The 17,785-nt window shown below is 36.7% G+C and carries 17 protein-coding genes and 5 pseudogenes; 6 read left to right on the top strand and 16 right to left on the bottom strand.

Annotated features, from left to right (window positions below; all coding sequences use genetic code 11):
- Positions 1–139: 139 nt before the first annotated feature.
- The 7 genes from BR30_RS34120 to BR30_RS38500 form a co-directional block, all read right to left on the bottom strand.
- Positions 140–373 carry a DUF2798 domain-containing protein gene (locus BR30_RS34120; protein WP_269320627.1) on the bottom strand — a complete coding sequence of 78 codons (234 nt, stop codon included), beginning with the start codon at positions 371–373 and terminating at the stop codon, positions 140–142.
- A 217-nt stretch (positions 374–590) separates the two neighbouring features.
- Positions 591–1,625, bottom strand: a complete 1,035-nt coding sequence (locus BR30_RS0120655; RefSeq protein WP_035445763.1) for an amidohydrolase family protein — start codon at positions 1,623–1,625, stop codon at positions 591–593.
- 34 nt (positions 1,626–1,659) lie between these two features.
- Positions 1,660–2,574 (bottom strand): VOC family protein, encoded by a 915-nt coding sequence (locus tag BR30_RS0120650; RefSeq protein WP_026566654.1) that lies wholly within the window; start codon positions 2,572–2,574, stop codon positions 1,660–1,662.
- 99 nt (positions 2,575–2,673) lie between these two features.
- Entirely contained in the window at positions 2,674–3,153 is a 480-nt protein-coding gene (locus BR30_RS0120645; RefSeq protein WP_026566653.1) for an aromatic-ring-hydroxylating dioxygenase subunit beta, read from the bottom strand.
- Positions 3,150–4,433, bottom strand: coding sequence for an aromatic ring-hydroxylating oxygenase subunit alpha (locus BR30_RS0120640; protein WP_026566652.1), 1,284 nt, complete (start codon positions 4,431–4,433; stop codon positions 3,150–3,152). Before BR30_RS0120640 ends, BR30_RS0120645 begins: the two co-directional genes overlap by 4 nt.
- An 88-nt stretch (positions 4,434–4,521) precedes the next feature.
- Positions 4,522–4,860, bottom strand: coding sequence for an SDR family NAD(P)-dependent oxidoreductase (locus tag BR30_RS38505; protein WP_269320638.1), 339 nt, complete (start codon positions 4,858–4,860; stop codon positions 4,522–4,524).
- 1 nt (position 4,861) lies between these two features.
- Complete coding sequence (locus BR30_RS38500) at positions 4,862–5,317, bottom strand: SDR family NAD(P)-dependent oxidoreductase (protein ID WP_269320626.1); 456 nt, start codon at positions 5,315–5,317, stop codon at positions 4,862–4,864.
- A gap of 756 nt (positions 5,318–6,073) precedes the next feature.
- Between BR30_RS38500 and BR30_RS38495 the strand changes: the two are divergent.
- A pseudogene (locus BR30_RS38495) lies at positions 6,074–6,250 on the top strand (ATP-binding protein); the annotation flags it as partial.
- Between the two features lie 103 nt (positions 6,251–6,353).
- On the opposite strand, the gene BR30_RS36865 reads toward BR30_RS38495, so the two are convergent.
- Entirely contained in the window at positions 6,354–6,527 is a 174-nt protein-coding gene (locus BR30_RS36865; RefSeq protein WP_155928745.1) for a hypothetical protein, read from the bottom strand.
- A gap of 40 nt (positions 6,528–6,567) precedes the next feature.
- Between BR30_RS36865 and BR30_RS37430 the strand changes: the two are divergent.
- A pseudogene (locus BR30_RS37430) lies at positions 6,568–6,687 on the top strand (FtsW/RodA/SpoVE family cell cycle protein); the annotation flags it as partial.
- A gap of 496 nt (positions 6,688–7,183) precedes the next feature.
- Here the strand turns inward: BR30_RS37430 and BR30_RS0120620 are convergent.
- The 8 genes and pseudogenes from BR30_RS0120620 to BR30_RS38050 all read right to left on the bottom strand — a co-directional run bounded on the left by BR30_RS0120620 (position 7,184) and on the right by BR30_RS38050 (position 14,743).
- Entirely contained in the window at positions 7,184–7,393 is a 210-nt protein-coding gene (locus BR30_RS0120620; RefSeq protein ID WP_269320637.1) for a 4-oxalocrotonate tautomerase, read from the bottom strand.
- A 38-nt stretch (positions 7,394–7,431) separates the two neighbouring features.
- Positions 7,432–8,220 (bottom strand): 2-keto-4-pentenoate hydratase, encoded by a 789-nt coding sequence (locus BR30_RS0120615; RefSeq protein ID WP_026566650.1) that lies wholly within the window; start codon positions 8,218–8,220, stop codon positions 7,432–7,434.
- Between the two features lie 44 nt (positions 8,221–8,264).
- The gene (locus BR30_RS0120610; protein ID WP_026566649.1) at positions 8,265–9,044 is read right to left on the bottom strand and encodes a 2-keto-4-pentenoate hydratase; all 780 of its coding nucleotides are present in this window, start codon (positions 9,042–9,044) and stop codon (positions 8,265–8,267) included.
- Positions 9,045–9,169: 125 nt separating this feature from the next.
- Positions 9,170–10,657: an aldehyde dehydrogenase gene (locus BR30_RS0120605; RefSeq protein WP_155928742.1), complete on the bottom strand. Its 1,488-nt coding sequence runs from the start codon at positions 10,655–10,657 to the stop codon at positions 9,170–9,172.
- A 313-nt stretch (positions 10,658–10,970) separates the two neighbouring features.
- Entirely contained in the window at positions 10,971–11,108 is a 138-nt protein-coding gene (locus BR30_RS38065; RefSeq protein WP_155928740.1) for a hypothetical protein, read from the bottom strand.
- Positions 11,109–12,724: 1,616 nt separating this feature from the next.
- A pseudogene (locus tag BR30_RS38060) lies at positions 12,725–13,244 on the bottom strand (transposase).
- Between the two features lie 729 nt (positions 13,245–13,973).
- Entirely contained in the window at positions 13,974–14,396 is a 423-nt protein-coding gene (locus BR30_RS38055; protein WP_081825519.1) for an aromatic-ring-hydroxylating dioxygenase subunit beta, read from the bottom strand.
- A 170-nt stretch (positions 14,397–14,566) separates the two neighbouring features.
- Complete coding sequence (locus BR30_RS38050; RefSeq protein WP_081825518.1) at positions 14,567–14,743, bottom strand: SDR family NAD(P)-dependent oxidoreductase; 177 nt, start codon at positions 14,741–14,743, stop codon at positions 14,567–14,569.
- A 614-nt stretch (positions 14,744–15,357) separates the two neighbouring features.
- Here BR30_RS38050 and BR30_RS34105 point away from each other — a divergent pair.
- The 4 genes and pseudogenes from BR30_RS34105 to BR30_RS34100 all read left to right on the top strand — a co-directional run.
- A pseudogene (locus BR30_RS34105) lies at positions 15,358–15,510 on the top strand (IS3 family transposase); the annotation flags it as partial.
- Between the two features lie 313 nt (positions 15,511–15,823).
- Positions 15,824–16,114: pseudogene (locus BR30_RS0120565) on the top strand (GntT/GntP/DsdX family permease); the annotation flags it as partial.
- 60 nt (positions 16,115–16,174) lie between these two features.
- Positions 16,175–16,297 carry a hypothetical protein gene (locus BR30_RS38490; RefSeq protein WP_269320625.1) on the top strand — a complete coding sequence of 41 codons (123 nt, stop codon included), beginning with the start codon at positions 16,175–16,177 and terminating at the stop codon, positions 16,295–16,297.
- A 164-nt stretch (positions 16,298–16,461) separates the two neighbouring features.
- Positions 16,462–17,427, top strand: coding sequence for a 3-hydroxyacyl-CoA dehydrogenase family protein (locus tag BR30_RS34100; RefSeq protein ID WP_051633697.1), 966 nt, complete (start codon positions 16,462–16,464; stop codon positions 17,425–17,427).
- Positions 17,428–17,785: the final 358 nt, after the last annotated feature.

Here is a 17,785-nt window from a genome sequence, read left to right as displayed (position 1 = left end):
AAAAATCAAAAAACCGTCAGATATATCTCGACGGTCTTAACATTTAAATTATTTGTTTGAGTTAGTTCGTTTTCAATCTTCTTTGTTATGCTTTTTCCATAATGACTTTGAACTCTGTACTTTGCTTTAAATTTTATTATTAATCGTTTTGTTCTCTCACTAAAATATCATTCTCAATTATTAATGGTTTTTCTACAAAATTAATCTTTTTCATTATTTTTTGTATTACTTTCGGAAAAAAGTAAGCTCCAAAAAAAGCGCAAATAAAAGCCTGTGACCAAGTTTTTAACCATGCATGTAAAAATGTTCCATCATAACCCCTATTTATTAAGATTAATATTAATGAAATAAAAAAGGACATACTAAAAGCCATTAAAAATACAAAAATGATATTTTTATATTTAATATTAATATTTATTATTACTCATCTCCTCATCATTTAATTTAACTAAATTATTATCTTACGAATACCTTCATACATATTGTTTCAAGTAAGAACAGAACAAATAACAGATATTTCCTGATCTATAGAACCTATAGGTCAAGATAAAAGAACATTCCTATCAAAATGGAATGTTCTTTTATTTGGCCTATTCCGATTCTTTAATAAAACTCTCTTTATTTAATCCCAGAAACTTAATCGCATTTTCTCCAAGCATTTGTTTCTTTTCCACATCCGAAACATTTTCCAACATTTCAACTATTTTCCCCGGCGGTGCTTCCCGCAACATGAATGGATAATCTGTACCCATGATAATATGATCAGCACCAAATTTTCCAAGCATAAATTGGAGATTGCACGGATCGTAAACGAGCGTATCGTAATAGAGTTTCTTCGCATAATAGCTTGGCGGCCGTTCCGTTGTGCGAATATGCGGCCATACTTCCCAGGCTTGGTCGATTCGCGGTAATAAATACGGCAGGGACCCTCCGCCATGGGCAAAGCAGATTTTTAATTTTGGAAATTTATCAAGAATACCGCTGAAGATTAGGCTTCCTGCCGCAAGAGCTGTTTCGGACGGCATTCCGATCGAATACATAAAGTTATGGTTTGGCATTCTCTCTACTCCGACCGTGGCCCATGGATGAACTAAAATGGGTACATCCATTTTTGCCGCTGCCTCCAGAAATCTTTGAATCTCTGGATCATCGAGGGTTTTTCCATTTGCGTTGCTGCCAATTTCAATCCCGATCAGCCCCAGCTCGTTAACTGCTCTTTCCATTTCTGCAATCGCAAAATCCGAATTCTGCAATGGTACCGTTCCAAGGCCGACAAAACGATCAGGATATTGGGCTACTACCGAAGCTATAAAATCATTTTGTGCTTTCGACAGCTCTAAACACTTTTCTACATCTGCCCAATATGTAAACGTAACCGGAATCGGAGATAAAACTTGGACATTGACACCTTCTGCATCCATTTCAGCGAGGCGCTTTTCAGGATTCCAGGCATTCTCGTCGACTTTTCGGAAGGACTTTCCATCCTTGTAAATTTCAGCTCCACAGCTGCACGTATGCTTTAAAATCGGAAAACGTTCATCCGCATATTTTTCCGCAAAATCAGGAAAATTCTCAGGAATAATATGGGTGTGAAAGTCAACACGGAAATTCTCACCTTTTGACACGATTCTGCCTCCTTAAAGGATAATTGTTGATTGATTATTGATTAACTTTTTCCAGGTCTTCCTTTATCAATTTACCAACTTTTCCCCATCCTGGTTTAGGTCTTCCTCCCCATTCATCAAGGGTATGCATGGTTGGTTCTAGACGGCGAGGCTCTCTTGGATTTTCCTCCGGAAATTCTTCCATTCCTTGACTATACTCAATCGTCAAGCCGTCAGGATCCGCAAAATATAGGAAAATGCTGCCCGATGGGTGATGTTTTCCTGGCCCAAATAGAATCGGAACATTGTTATCCTTTAATCTATTAACTTGAATCCCCACATCATCTACACGTTGAGCTTGATAAGCAAGGTGATTCAATTTATTTTCTTTTCCTTTTGTCAGGGCAAAATTATGGTGAAATGGAGTTCCAGCTGCCCTTAACCAGGCCCATCCCGTTTCCCTTCCTTGGATATCTGAAATGTTGAAGTTCAAAACATTCGTAAAGAAATCAAATAATTCGTCAAATTTATTAGTTTCATAAACGACATGAAGAAGTCTCGTAATTCTGGCCTTCTTAGGAACAAATGGTGTACCCATTTGCATAATTTGCACATAGAATTCATACGTTACCCCTAAATATGGATCTTTAAAACGCAATGTTCTACCTTGGGCCAAATTTTGGCACTCCTCTACGCTTAATTCGACAGGATTTACACCTTGTTTCGTTAAATGGTCAAACACTGCTTGAAATTGGTCTGCCTTTTCAAGCTCAAATGCTACTCTTTTTAACCCAGGTTCTTCTCCTTGTTCAAGGATTAAATTGTGATGGTCCCCGCTGCATCGAAGGTATGCCGCATCAAGAACCCGTTCAACAAATTCCATACCAACAATATTTTCATAAAAATCTACCGATTTATTAAGATCAGTCACGCTTAACACAACATATCCCAACTTTTTATAACGAATCATTCAAAAACCTCCTATATTATAGTAGAGGGTCTGACCCTCATAGCTTAACCGCGTTAATGTGTTAATTCGTATGAACCTCAATCAAAATCTGACTTCATATTATAAAATGATACTTACTTTTCCGTGTGGGCGGAGACTGTCCAATTTGAGAATGACTTTCTTGGATTGAATCTTTAATTCACCATTTTCTTTTACTAAGATGTATTCGTTGACCCCGACATAATTGTCCAGTACTTCACGTTTCGTACGGTAAGTAGAGAAATTGCATCTGACTTTTACGGCATCCTCTTCATTATTAACGATTCTTACATTCGTCACATTGTGAAGAGTAGTGGAGTGCGGGTATTCTACATGGGCTTCTCTTTTCAGTAATCGTAACGCCCGCTGTTCTAAACGGGCACGATCATCATGAACAAAGAAAAGCGATTTTTTAAAATCCGCATCAGGATTTCCGATGGGCGGAATCACATACGTTCCATTGCTTGCGAATAATGCAGCCCACTCCTTTAATTTAAACTCATCAAGAAGCTCCGCCTCATGAAATAAAAAATCTTCAATTCCCTGACGTGTTATGTTCATACTTCCACCTTCCCAGCATCTTCTTTTTTGCTTTCCGCTGCTGTCATCCGTTTATCCCATTCACGCCAAAAAGCACGCATTTGTTCTTCATCAGTCGCTTGGGGAATTTCCCTGTTCATTCCTTTGGAAATATCATTCCATCCGACTTCTTTAGTATTTAAAAAGCCTTCCTGGCATAGTTCAAGTGCTTCATTATCATCAGGAGTCGCAAAACCGCCTGGCCCTAAAAACTCTAAGTAGCTGTCATTCCGTACCTCTCTGAAACCGTCTGTTTCATTTATAGGAGATAAAGCATAGGCGGTTACTTGCATATAACCCGGTTCAATCGGATAAAAGGTTCTGATTGCAATCGCCATGATATCATTGATGACCAGGTTAGGGAAAATTAAAATATTACGGTTCTTTTTCGAAATGCGGTGGGCTCTTTCTTCGCCAAATTTTTCTACTAAGCGGGCATTGATTTTGTCGATAATTTCTTTCGCCTCTTCACCGTAACCTTCAATCCATTTTCCAATTGGTCTTGGCCACGGGGCATAATATTCCATTACGGCATGTCCATTCCCCAGAGCGCGTGCTTCCCCTGCAAGACTGTCTTTTTCCATTATTCCGCCGCGGGTCGAAACAATATCAAAATAAGTTTTATGGGTTGGTACCCCGTGGTATAAATCAAAACTATTTTCACAAAGTAATTTCCAGTTCGCTCGTACGCTATATTCTTGGGGATCCTGCAAAACTTCCATTCCAACTTCTGTTTGATCTGCCACCAAGTCGAGATACTCTTTGGCACCTGCCAGGTATTCCTCTAATGATATGGCGGTGACATCAAAGTTAACGAATACGAAACCGCGGTAACTTTCAAGTCGTTTGACAGCCAGCATATTTTTGGAGCCATCGCAGTTATGGTCTTCCAAGAAACCAAATTTATCAGGTAATCCGACTAATTCCCCTTGCGTATTAAAGCTCCACGCATGATAGAAGCAGCGGAATACTTTTGAGTTTCCTTTTCCTTCACGGCATACGAGCGCCCCCCGGTGTGGGCAGGAGTTATATAATGCCCTTATCACCCCATCATTGCCGCGGGTAAATAAAAGGTTTCGTCCACCAACTTTTCTTCTATGAAAATCGCCTTTATTCGGTACTTCTGATTCATGCCCGATATATAACCAGCATTTATCAAAAATCTCATTGCGTTCGACTTCTAAAATTTCCGGATCAATAAAAACTTCACGATTTACTTTGAATAAACACTTCTGTTGATCTTCCTTAAGATAATTGCTCATTGGCTCTCCCCCTAATAAGTTTTTTAGTAAACCTGCTCATCATCTATGTCAGTTCTGAAAGATGTTTTAGAAAACCTTAAAATCATTTTTATTGCATCGTGCTTCCGCCATTTACACTAATCACTTGGCCCGTAATAAAAGTCGCCTTATCGGAAGCAAGGAAAACCACGGCATCCGCCACTTCTTCCGGATTGGCCCCTCTTCCTTTTGGAATGATGTTAATATAGCGATCTACCAACCCCGTATCTCTCTTTCTTATCTCATCCAGCAGTTCCCTCTCTACTGACGGGGGAGAGATGACATTCGCGGTAATATTATTTTGGGCGAATTCTCTTCCTAATCCGGAAACAATGGCATGGACCCCACCCTTTGCAGCATTACAGGCTGCATGGTCCCATAAACCATTGCGGACAGAATCTGCTCCTATGTTAATATTCCGTCCGTAATTTTGGTTTCACCATATGCGGCAACACTCTGTAACATGACCACAGCAAGGTCCAGAGGTTGCGGTCGATTGTTGTTTTAAAGGCTTCCGGTGTTTGTTCAAGGAACGGGAGAATCACGCCTCCGCCGGCATTATTGACAAGAATATCGATTTTGTCCCATTTATGAATGGCTTTTTCAACCATCTGGATAACGTTTTCATCTTTTGATAGATCACCAATAAAGTAGTCTGTTTCCCGCCCTGTTAATTGGGCCACTTCCTCGGCGACTTTCTTAGTACATTCCGGTTTGGTTCCTGTAACCAATACAGTCGCACCTGCTTGTGATATACCAATTGCAACCGCTTTCCCAATTTCTTCTGAAGAACCTGTTACATGGCTACTCTCCCTTCCAAAAGATAGGCTTGTGATTGACTCGACGACTCGACATGCTAATATCACCTTTTTTCTTTGTAATCTCTTTTTTGGTTTGTAAAGAAAATGGTCTGTTTCCTTTTTGTCGTGACAATCAAATACACAAAAACTAACATCGATCCGGATACCTCAGCTAAATGTAATCGCATCCAAAACTTAACTCAGTGTGCTTAGGTAAACAGCGTTTAATGCATTTTTCCAGATAATATCTGAACATATTGACATTTAAAAATATCAGAATATTATCTCAATTGATTTAATTTTAAATCTTTTTTTTGCGAAAATCTAATCGAAATATTCTTACTTTTAGTGACTAAATTCAAGATTTTATTTATATATAAACATAATGAATACGCTGTTAATTCGCGTGCAAAGAGATGATTTAAGAGGAATAATTAATAGATTTCGTTTGTCCTGAGTAAATTTTAAAGACATTTAAATGGTCATGACGTAATAAAAAAAGGTAAGGGGAGCTCTAAATTATAAAAGGAATAAACTAAAAGTATCTTTAATATTTGTTTTTGATAATCTAGATTTGGGGTACTTTTATACGATTTGATCACATAAAAAATGAGCCACATGATTTCCAATTCTATTAACCTCTCTTATGATAGGAAGTGACTATACTTTCTTCATATGAGAGGTAGAACAGGATGATCGAAATAGCTCAATTTCATAATATCAAAATTCTTAAAAGAGGTTGAAGGTTTATTGCAAAAGCAAATTGCGCCAAAACTTGGAATTTCTCGTAACACTGTTAGCAAAATATCTTAAAAATGATACATTATGATAACTACGAATCTAGAATTTACGGAATGGACGTCTATATTTGGAGATAAAAAAATGACCGCAGCCCTTCTAGATCGACTAACCAACTCTGATACAATCCATTTTCTAAAATCACTTGAAAACTTTACCATATTAAAAACCCCCTTAAGTTGGATTATTAGTCCAACTTAAGGGGGTCACTTCATTAAGTTGCCTTTTTCTAATGCTAAAATATTGTTTATTACAGTGTTATTTACTGCTAAAAAAGTTACCTTCCCTTCGAAAAGAGAACCCGTTACTTTTCCTCCTGGCTCCTTTTTGTTGAAACTGGATGAATTACATAATAGAATCCTAAAATACTTTCAATTTCTCCTATGTCTAAATATTCATCTGATGAATCTTTAAGCACTATCTGTGCATCTTGAATATCCAATTTCTCTAGTTTTTCAATGAGTTCAGATACTGTCATTTTTTATTTTCCTCCATTAAAATGAAAAGCTTCCTTTGGAAATTTGCTGACAATTGGGGACTCTAGCATGATTGGAACTCAAGTTATTATCAACCCTGCCGGGATTTCCGGATTCATTCGGCTTGCGGGGGTCCCGCTTCCATTTGTCAGCTACGGGTAAATTTTCTCTAAGTGCGAAACCAATTAAGCAATTCCCACTTGGTTCTATTTCATATTTGTAAAATCTTTTAAAGAAACCTTTACCGATGTCTGCAATGTTTATAAGAGTTTGCACCTGGAAAATAGACCTGAAAACAATGGATTATCATGATAAAAAAATTCGTTAATGTAACGATTAAATCAGACAGATATAAAAAATACCAATTCAACAAGATGAATGGGTATGCCTTTAAATCTATTTCTACTATGGCTAATCATAACAATATGAGTGAATAACAAGAAGAGGTGTAGCGAACCTCCCTTAAGGGAATGTCAGTACCTCAGGTTTATCGACAAACCCGAATATTTTCAAATTTGTCGACAGTCTGAACTCCCTTTCAAAAAATATAGGGAGTTTTAATTTTTTATTTCTATGGTTGTGAAAAATTACCTTTATAAAAACAACTAATAGTTTGTCATTTTTCTAGAATACAGTTACTAGACTCATGCTTATTCGTTTATTTTCTATCAGAAACCGGTACACCGGCAACTCCCCAATGAGTTTTTGGCATTTCATTTACCAATACTCGAACGCTAGTTTTTGGTACAACTAATGTTTCAACAACAGTATCAGTAATATTTTCAATTAATGCTTTTATTTTTTCAGATGGTCTACCTTCCATAATATTTACTTGAATAAGTGGCATGGTAATTCCCCTTTCATAAATTATATTTTCCTATTGTAATATGTTTTAAAATTGCTGATTTATTTACCAACAGAGAAAGTTACTTCGCCCAAGCCATCAAATTTACCTGAAATAACGTCGCCAACTTTTAACAATATTGCACTTGTTAAGGCTCCCGATAATATGATTTCGCCTTTTTTAATTTTATCTCCTTTTCTAGCGAGCATGTTTGCCAATACTGCAATGGCATTTGCAGGATGTCCTAAAACGGCAGCCCCAGCGCCCAATTCTTTAATTTGGCCATTAATGGATAAAGTTGCCCCTACTAATTCAAGTTCAAAGTCATTTGGTTTTCGAAGTGTGTTACCGAATACGACCCTTGAAGTAGATGCATTATCAGCAATTACATCTGTGTGGGTAAAGTTAAAATTTTCATAACGGCTATCAATAATTTCAAGTGCAGGTAAAACATACTCTGTTTTAGCTAACACTTGTGAGCTGGTAATTCCAGGTCCTTCAATATCTTCACCAATCAAAAACGCAATTTCTGCTTCCACTTTTGGATGGATCAGATCAGAAAATGGAAGAACACCACCGTTATCGATCAACATATAATCAAACACATATCCGTAAATTGGCTCAGTAACGCCCATTTGTTCCCACTTCGCCTTGCTTGTTAATCCCATCTTAGGGCCAATGATTCTTCGGCCCTCATCTAATTTTTTTTGAACAAGCAGTTCCTGTGCCTGATAAGCTTCCTCAACTGTTAAATCAGGTTTAAACGTCTTAGTTACCTTTACAACTTCACGTTTTTCTACTTCCGCAGCAACTAAGTAATCAGCAATTTGTTTAATAATATCACTTGCCATACCTTTTCCTCCTTTGATCCAGATTCAGTATCTATTTAAGCCAATTATTTAAAGTTAACGCTTACTTGACCAAGATGAGCAAATCTTGCTGTAAAATTGTCGCCCGGATTAACGACAACCATGCCGGAAAGTGCACCCGAAAGGATTACGTCACCTGCTTTAAGAGTAATATCATAATCTGCTAAACGATTCGCCAGCCATGCAACACAAGTTGCCGGATTTCCAAGTGCAGCGGCTCCAACACCTGTATTGGCAACTTCACCATTTTGCAAAAGTACCATGCCTATTAATTCCAAATTAATATCTTGAATTTTTGTAGGCTTGCCACCCAATACAAATAATCCGGATGAAGCATTATCAGCGACCGTGTCTGGTAGCTTAATTTTCCAATCTTGTATCCGACTATCAACAATTTCTAAAGCAGGAACAACATAATCTGTTGCTTGCAGCACATCAAGAACAGTCACATTCGGACCTTTTAAATCTTTCTTTAAAATAAATGCAATTTCACCTTCTACTTTCGGCTGAAGCATGTTTTCACAAAAAATAGTACCTCCATTTTCAACGACCATGCTGTCTAATAGATGTCCATAGTCAGGCTCATCAACACCCAACATTTTTTGTACGGCAACAGAGGTTAATCCAATTTTTTTGCCAACAATTTTCTGTCCTTCAGCTAGCTTCTTTTTAATATTTTCCAATTGAATATAATATGCCTTATCTACAGTAATTTCTGGATCTACCACAGTTAGCGGATTAATTCCAACGCGTTTTTTTTCAGCTTCTAATAATTTAGCAGCAAACTTTTCAATTTTACTAGTCAATTGAATATATCCTTTCTATTATAAATGTATTTTGACACTGTTTAGTATAAGCTGAGAAACATTCAAAAAAGTTGCACGGTATATCTTATTTAAACCGTGCAACATATCCATGTTAAAAAATAAAATTAAAGTTTAACACAAATATTAGTTATTTCAGTGTAGAATTCCCAACTGTGACTACCGCCAACACGACCTAGTCCACTGTCTTTCGTACCTCCGAATGGAGTTCTAAGATCACGTACAAACCAGCAGTTGATGTAAGATAAACCTGATACAATTTTTTGGGCTACACGGTGTGCACGACGGATATCGTTAGTCCAGATTGTGTTACTTAAGCCCATCCGAGTGTCGTTTGCTGCCGCAATCACTTCTTCTTCTGTGTCAAATGGAATAACTGTAACAACCGGTCCAAAGATTTCTTCACGAACACAACGAGATCTGTCATCTAGACCAGTAATGATGGTTGGTTCTATGAAATATCCTTTATCCAAACCATCAGGGCGCTTACCTCCTGTAACGAAAGTACCGCCTTCTTCTTCAGCAATTTTCAGGTAGCTCATTACTTTATCATAGTGTACTTTGGCGACTAATGCGCCTTGATCATTGCTCATATCAAATGGATCGCCAACTTTTAATTCTCTTGTTTTAGATGCAAATCTTTCTACGAATTCATCAAAAATTGGACGTTCAACATAGATTCTTGAACCGCAGACACAAACTTCCCCTTGATTTGTAAAACTTGATCTAATGGTTGTTGCCACTACTTCATCAATATCGACATCTGCAAAGATAATGTTAGGGTTTTTACCGCCTAATTCGAAAGAAAGCTTTTTTAGTGTAGGCGCAGCTTCTGCCATGATTTTAGCACCTGTAGATACTTGCCCGATAAAACCGATACCAGCAATGTCAGGGTGTTTGTTGATTGCACTTCCAGCACCAGGTCCAAAACCGTGAACCAAGTTTACAACTCCATCCGGAACACCAGCTTCTTTAAGAATTTCCATTAATCTTGTTGCAGTCATCGGGGTTAATTCAGATGGCTTAATCACTACTGTACATCCTGCAGCCAAAGCTGGAGCTAATTTCCATGTTAATAAGAATAATGGAAGATTCCATGGCTGGATTAATCCAACTACTCCAATCGGGCGGCGATATCCGTAGTTAAGCGCATTGTGAGTTTCATCTTGGTATGCCTCTGTTCCTATAGAAATCATGTAATCAGCAAAAAAATGGAAGTTTGCTGCTGCACGAGGAGCATCAACGTGACGTGAGAATTTAAGGTGCTTACCAGTATCTAATGATTCTAATTGTGCAATTTCTTCTTGTCTTTCTTCAAGAATGTCACCAACTTTGCGGATAATTCTTGAACGTTCATTTACAGTCATTTTTCCCCATGGGCCTTCTTCAAAAGCACGTTTAGCAGCTTTAACAGCTAAATCAATATCTGCCGCGCTTCCTTCTGCAACTGTACCATAAACTTCCTCAGTAACAGGGTTCACGTTGGTAAACGTTTTTCCATCTACAGATTCAACAAATTTACCGTCGATAAAATGTAAACAATCAAATGGGTTTACGATAGGTTCAACTACTTTTTTAGTTTCGACTTGCACCATTCATAATTCCTCCTTGGTTTTGATTTTAATATTTTCTAAATATAGCGTTAATGCTTACGTGTTTTATGTTAATGCTTATTTGTTTATGGAACTTTCCACTTCACTTAAAGAGTTAAAAAAGTGTGCGTCTGACCCAACCTAAATTATAAGATAATGCTTACTTTTCCGTGCGGACGGAGACTGTCTAGTTTTAGAATGACTTTCTTGGATCAAATCTTTCATTCTTCTTTTTCTTCTACCGAGATGTATTCGTTGACTCCGATGTAATTGTCGAGCACTTCACGTTTTGTGGGATAGGATGAGTAAATGAAGCTTACCTTACGGCATCCCCTTCATTACTAACGATTCTTACATTCGTGATATTGTGAAGAGTAGTTGAATGCGGATATTCTACACGGACCTCTTTTTCAATAATCGTAACGCCCCTGTTTTTGACGGGCTCGATTATCATGAACGAAGAAATTTTTAAAAGTCCGCATCAGAATTTCCGATGGTCGGAATCACATACGTTCAATTGCTTGCGAATAATGTAGCCCACTCCTTTAGCTTAAACTCATCAAGAGGTTTCGTCTCATGGACTAAAAGATCCTCAATTTCCTGACGTGTTATGTTCATACTTTCACCTTCCCAGCTTCTTAATTTTTGCTTTCCGCTGCTGTCCTCCGTTTATCCCATTCACGCCAAAAGGAACGCATTTGTTCTTCATCCGTCGCTTGGAGAATTTCCCTGTTCATTCCTTTTTGTCGTGACTTTCAAATGCACGAAAACTAGCATCGAACCCGGGCACCTCAGCCAAATGTAATCGCATCCAAAAGTTAAGCCAATGTGCTAAGGTAATCAGCGTTTAATGTATATTTCAGATAATATCAATATCTAAAAATGTTAATATTTAAATATATCGGAATATTATCTTGATTAATTTAATTTTAAATCTTTTGACCATGTAATTCTAATCGAAATTATCTTTCTTCTAGCGCCCGAATTCAAGATTTTATTTATATATAAACACAATGAATACGCTGTTAATAATATAGTAAACCTTTGTTTCTTCCAGTTACATTTCGATAAAATGGGATAAAACATACCATTCAATTAAATTTTTGTATCAATCCGTTTTGTAAGTGGTTCGGAAAGCCACAAACACGATTTACTGCGGTCAAGAATAAACCTTATCGGTACAAGCTCATCGGGAAAGCGGGACACAAATCAATTCAATGTAACTTGTGACGCTATATATCCTAATCAAGGTATGACTTTCGATTGCACAACCACACCCTATTCTAATTAGAGCATCGCACAGGAAATAGAACACTGAATCCGTATTAATTCTGTGAAGGATGTTGTGTCTGAATACCAATTTCATAAGGAAACATGTGTAAATTCAGATAAAAATCCAGTTGAACATCCTTCCTATTTCTATAAAAGAGAAAAAAGCAAAACTGGCACGCAGCGATGGCAGTGTAAAGAGTGTGGGAAATATGATGCCGACCAGAAGAAAACATCCACCTTTAACCAAAAATGAAATGGCATCCTGCTGTTATTCATCAAGCTATTGGTAAATAAAATGCCAGTTTCAAAAACTATTAATGTTCTAAGTATTGGGGTAAAAACTTATTATAGTAAATTGGATGGGTTTATCGCAGATACTTAGATTTTTTGGACTGCACGAACAGAAGCCATTATGAGCATTTCGTTAAAAAAGTGGTCGATTTGAAGAATTTTGGGGTTTGTATAATGAGGGTTTGGCAACAGGGATGATGATGGAAATTTGATTATTCCTTTCTTTCCTAAAAAATTTTGCGGAAAACTCTACTAAAAATGAATGGGGAGAGTTTTAAGCAACACTAATTGATTATACAAATTTATAGATAAATGGCTAGTTGTAATGAAACGAGATGGAGTAAAACCATCAATACTCCCTACTTATTTCTTAACCGAAATTTGTGGATTATTGATGTTTTTTTAACTTTTGTCCCATTGAAGAGAACCGGTTAAATTAAAGGGGACTTTTGAATTTTTCCCAATGTTGATGTTGATCGAAAAAAATACTCTTCAGAATATTAGTCTCTACCTCCGCTTAACAGGACAACAGGTGATTTTTTTTTCCAAATCCAGGACAAAGTCCCCTGCAGTTGCACTTACTTGAAGAATGTCTCCCTCCTCCACATGGTCATGAAGATAATTTGATACCTGACCGTCAGGATTTGTGGTTCCCGCCTCACTTTTGACGTTGATTCGATAATAGTCTTTTCCCGGAGCATCAGAAAGGCTGTATTGACGAATATGTGTATACTTTTCACCTTCGATTTTTAACTTTATGCTAATATATTGCCCTGGCTGGAAGACAATTTGTGTGTAAACAGGATCTTTAGTTAATTGATCTGCAGCGTCATCTTCGGAATACCCAGAAATGATTTGATAAATCTTTTGGCATTTAAGGGTTTCATCTGAATGAAGTTAATAGGCCCTTGAATCATTCAGTTTTATCTCCTAAAGTCTTCGAAAATCCCGTTTTTCATCGAATTCTCTAAAGAGAAATTCACCAGTATCGGGAGGAAAGAGATCCTCCATCACTTGACAATTTAATTTTCCGGTTGAAATCAAGAGATACTTGCGTTAAAGAATCCTTTCTGTGTGGTTTTTGTGTGGTTACTTAAACTCTAATAGAATTGGATGCTTTTTTCATTTTTTTAGCGCAAACCCAATTGGGTGAGAAAGTTTATATACAAGGCTATAAGCTTAAATCTTAAATTACTATAAATGAATCAGGTTAAATGATATTTCTTCTCTAACGCTAAGAAGAAGAAATAATTTTAGTTCCGCCTGTTTGCCACAAAAGGAACATGTTTTTTTTGTTTGGACAGGCATTTTTTTTACATGTGGAACAGGAAGTAATTCCAATCCTTTTGTGAGATGTTCTATACAAACCATTACCATAATGAATGCTCCCTTCTAATTAGACTCTACTCGAGCAAAATAAGTAAATAGGTTGGTACTCCCTCCACCTGATGAAACAGTTGTTTTAATCCTCCTAGGAAAATTCTGAATTTGTCTTGGAATAGGATAGGCAAAACCCGTATTTCTTCTGACGAGGTTACAGGATTCACTTTAGGTTACAACCCGTCTGTTAACTTGCTAGCACTCTCAAAGAGTTACTTTGTCACAGGGATTCAACCTTAGCCACCAGTTACCTGTCAGCTACCGAGAAGTCTTTTGGCAGTTGGACTTAAACCAACTAGCAATTAACGGCTTGCTGGGCACCCACTGGTTCACCGCGGTAATCCAGCGTGGGTCAGCTCCAAAATTTGTCTACAAATTATAAGATGCTACTTACTTTTCCGTGGGGGCGGAGACTGTCCAATTTGAGTATGACTTTCTTGGATTGAATCTTTAATTCTCCATGTTCTTTTACAATGATGTATTCGTTGACCCCGACATAATTGTCAAGTATTTCACGCTTCGTACCGAACGTAGAGAAATTGCATCTAACTTTTACGGCATCCTCTTCATTATTAACGATTCTTACATTCGTCACATTGTGAAGAGTATTGGAGTGCGGGTATTCTACATGGGCTTCTCTTTTCAGTAATCGTAACGCCCGCTGTTCTAAATTTTTGGCGAATTCTCTTCTTAATCCGGAAACAATGGCATAGACCCCGCCCTTTGCAGTATTATAGGCTGCATGGCCCCATAAACCATTGCGAACATGACCACAGCATAGTCCAGAGGTTGCGGTCAATTGTTGTTTTTAAGGTTTCCGGTGTTTGTTCAAGGAACGGGAGAATCACGCCGCCGGCATTATTGACAAGAATGTAGATTTTGTCCCATTTATGTATGGCTTTTCAACCATCTAGATAACGTTTTCATCTTTTGATAGATCACCAATAAAGTAGTCTTTTTCCCGCCCTGTTAATTGGCCACTTCCTCGGTGACTTTCTTCGTACGTTCCGGATTGGTTCCTGTAACCAATACAGTCGCACCTGCTTGTGATAAACCAATTGCAACCGCTTTCCCAATTCCTTGTGAAGAACCTGTTACAACGGCTACTCTCCCTTCCAAAAAATAGGCTTGTGATTGACTCGACATGCTAAAATCTCCTCTTTTCCTTGTAATCTCTTTTTTGGTTTGTAAAGAAAAAGGTCTGTTTCCTTTTTGTCGTGCAACTATCAAATGCACAAAAACTAGCATTGGTCCGGATACCTCAGCCAAATGTAATCGCATCAAAACTTAACACAGTGTGCTATGGTCTAAAAATGTTAATATTTAAATATATCGGAATATTATCTTGATTAATTTAATTTTAAATCTTTTCCCCATGTAATTCTAATCGAAATAATCTTTCTTCTAGAGCCAAAATTCAAGATTTTATTAATATATAAACACAATAAATACATTGTTAATTCTAATGCAAGGAAATGTTTTAATAGGAATAATGACTAGACTTCGTTGTCCTGAGTGAGTTCTAAAAAACGTTTAATTAAAAAAGGGTAAGCGGAGTTGGAAATAAAAATAAAACCACGAATAAACAAAAAGACATCTTTCTATTTAAATCATTCCAAATTTATTTTTTTCCAAAAAAAAAGTGTTCTCCCTATAAAATGTACCCTAATAGAGTACTTAAAAAAAGTCTACCTCGAGGGTACATTTTTGTAGAATAAAGAAATACAACTCAGCGAACTAAACATGGAGACGGAGTAATTATGAGTAAAAAGATCTTCACAGAGAAAGAGATCAAGTTGCACTCAGCTAATAATTACGTTAAATCTGTAAGCTCAAAAGGAATCACTTATACTGATCAATTTAAGCATATATTTATTGTGGAAAAAGAAGGGCAAATTCGCAAGAGACTTTTTGTTGCTGTTTGTACCATCTTGTTTTCTCCTCCTAATATGGCTCTGATTTTCTAAATAAGAATTATTAATTAATACAGTAATATTTTCTCCTTATAGATCCCGTTATTGACTTACAACTATAAAAAATATTTTTAAAAAACCGCCTTTTTATAAATTATATTCTATTAGATATTTCAATAGCTATTTATTACAATATAAACATTCGGAAAATTCTCATATATTTAAAATATTTATTTTCTGAATGCTTAAGACAAAGGGAATTCTTTAAGTTATTGGAAGATTTAGGGTTATATAAAAAAGGGGGGCAATGAATATGCCATTATTAATGGTTGCACTTGGAGTTATTCTACTAATTATTTTAATCACGGTCTTCAAATTAAACGCTTTCATCTCATTGATTATTGTTTCGTTTGTTGTGGCGCTGGCATTAGGGATGCCGCTAGGTGACATAGTCACTTCAGTAGAAGCTGGATTAGGCGGTACTTTAGGACACATAGCGCTAATCTTAGGTTTCGGAGCGATGATTGGTCGTTTGATCGCTGATGCAGGTGGAGCCTATCGAATTTCAATGACATTAATCGATAAGTTTGGAAGCAGGAATGTGCATTTGCGACATATACGATTCTTTCATCAGTAGCATCAATTGTTGGAATTATTCTTCTTAATGGATACTTCTGTCATATTAGCTGGTGTAACCATTGCAGCTATCCTAGTTGCTGCAGTTGTTATTCACACGATTGAAGGGGCTGGAAGCAAGAAGAAGCAAATTAAAAATATTTCTGTTTAATCTTTATATATTTACATAACACCAAGAGAAAGCTATCTGATAAATTCCTTTCACAATGAAGTTACTATTATAAAAATAAATAGCAAGATGCTTCATATTTTTAATAGACTTTCTATTCTAATTATGAAAAATGAAGAAAATATAATACGAAATGGGGTTTTTAAATGAAGATCATCACAGTACTTGGAGCAGGTATTATGGGTCATGGCGTTGCTCAATTACTTGCACAAGCAGGATATATTGTACGTATTCAAGCTAGACGCGATACATCATTGGAAACAGCAAAAAAAATGATTACAAACAGCTTGAAAATTATGGTTGATAAAGGAATGCTGTCAAAAGAAAAAATGGAGCAGACTTTGGATAATATTAAATATACAACAGATTTACTTGAAGCGATCCAGGATACTGATTTTATTCTAGAATCTATTCCAGAAGTGCTTGAAACAAAATTAGATACTTACGAGATTATTGAAAGCATTGTCTCTGAAAAAACGATTATTGCATCAAATACATCAACTTTCCCATTAAAAGAATTAACACAAAGAGCAAAACATCCAGGAAGATTTATCATTACACACTACTTTAACCCTCCACAACTTGTACCAATTGTAGAAATTGCTAAATTTGAGAAGACAGATGAAAATGTCGTAAAAGTAACTTATGACCTAATGAAGGAAATCGGTAAAACTCCAGTGGTACTGAAAAAAGAGATTACCGGCTTTATCGTTAACCGCATACAAGTAGCTTTTCTACGGGAATGCTTCAACTTAATTGAATTGGGAATATGTACGGCAGAAGATATTGACATCGCTGTAAGAGGAAGCATGGGCTTTAAATGGGCTTTTTGCGGACCAATGGAAAGTCAGGATTTAGCAGGTCTGCAAACAACACAAGCTATGGTATACAACATCGAGCAGGATTTATCGAATACAAGAGAAATTCCTAAATTCTTAAAAGAAATGGTCGAAAAAAGTGAACATGGTATTCGTTCAAATAAAGGTTTCTATGAATACGATGATAATGGGGCAAAAGCAATTTATACACGTGATGATAATTTCCTAGATCTTCTAAAATTAATTCAAGATAAAGAAGCAAAGAAGGAAAAAACAGCATCAGCAGTTAAATAAGCAATGTGACAGTTTAAAAATAGTGAGAAAGAAGTTGGTTTAGCTGGCTTCTTTTTTTTGCTCTGTACAGCGTCTCCTATTCTGGGATAGAAAAAGCTTTTGTTGATTAACTTAGATTTACCCTCGGACCCAAGAAACACTTATTTTAAGTTCAACTCTCCTGTTACTTGAAGAAGAAAAAGGCTACTGAAGAAACATTTCCTTCAAAGGAGAATTCCCTTCAAAAGCTATTTATTGTTTAGCGTTTTCTTTAGTCCTTCTAGTTCTGCCAATGAAGCCTATAATCCTTAATATTGATTAAAAACCTGAAAGTAAAATCGAACGAATGAGTGTTCTCATAAATACCTATCCCATGGTT

This window comes from Bacillus sp. UNC41MFS5 (assembly GCF_000686805.1).
The sequence above is the reverse complement of the archived record's forward strand: the minus strand, read 5'-3'. Positions and strand labels throughout refer to the sequence as shown.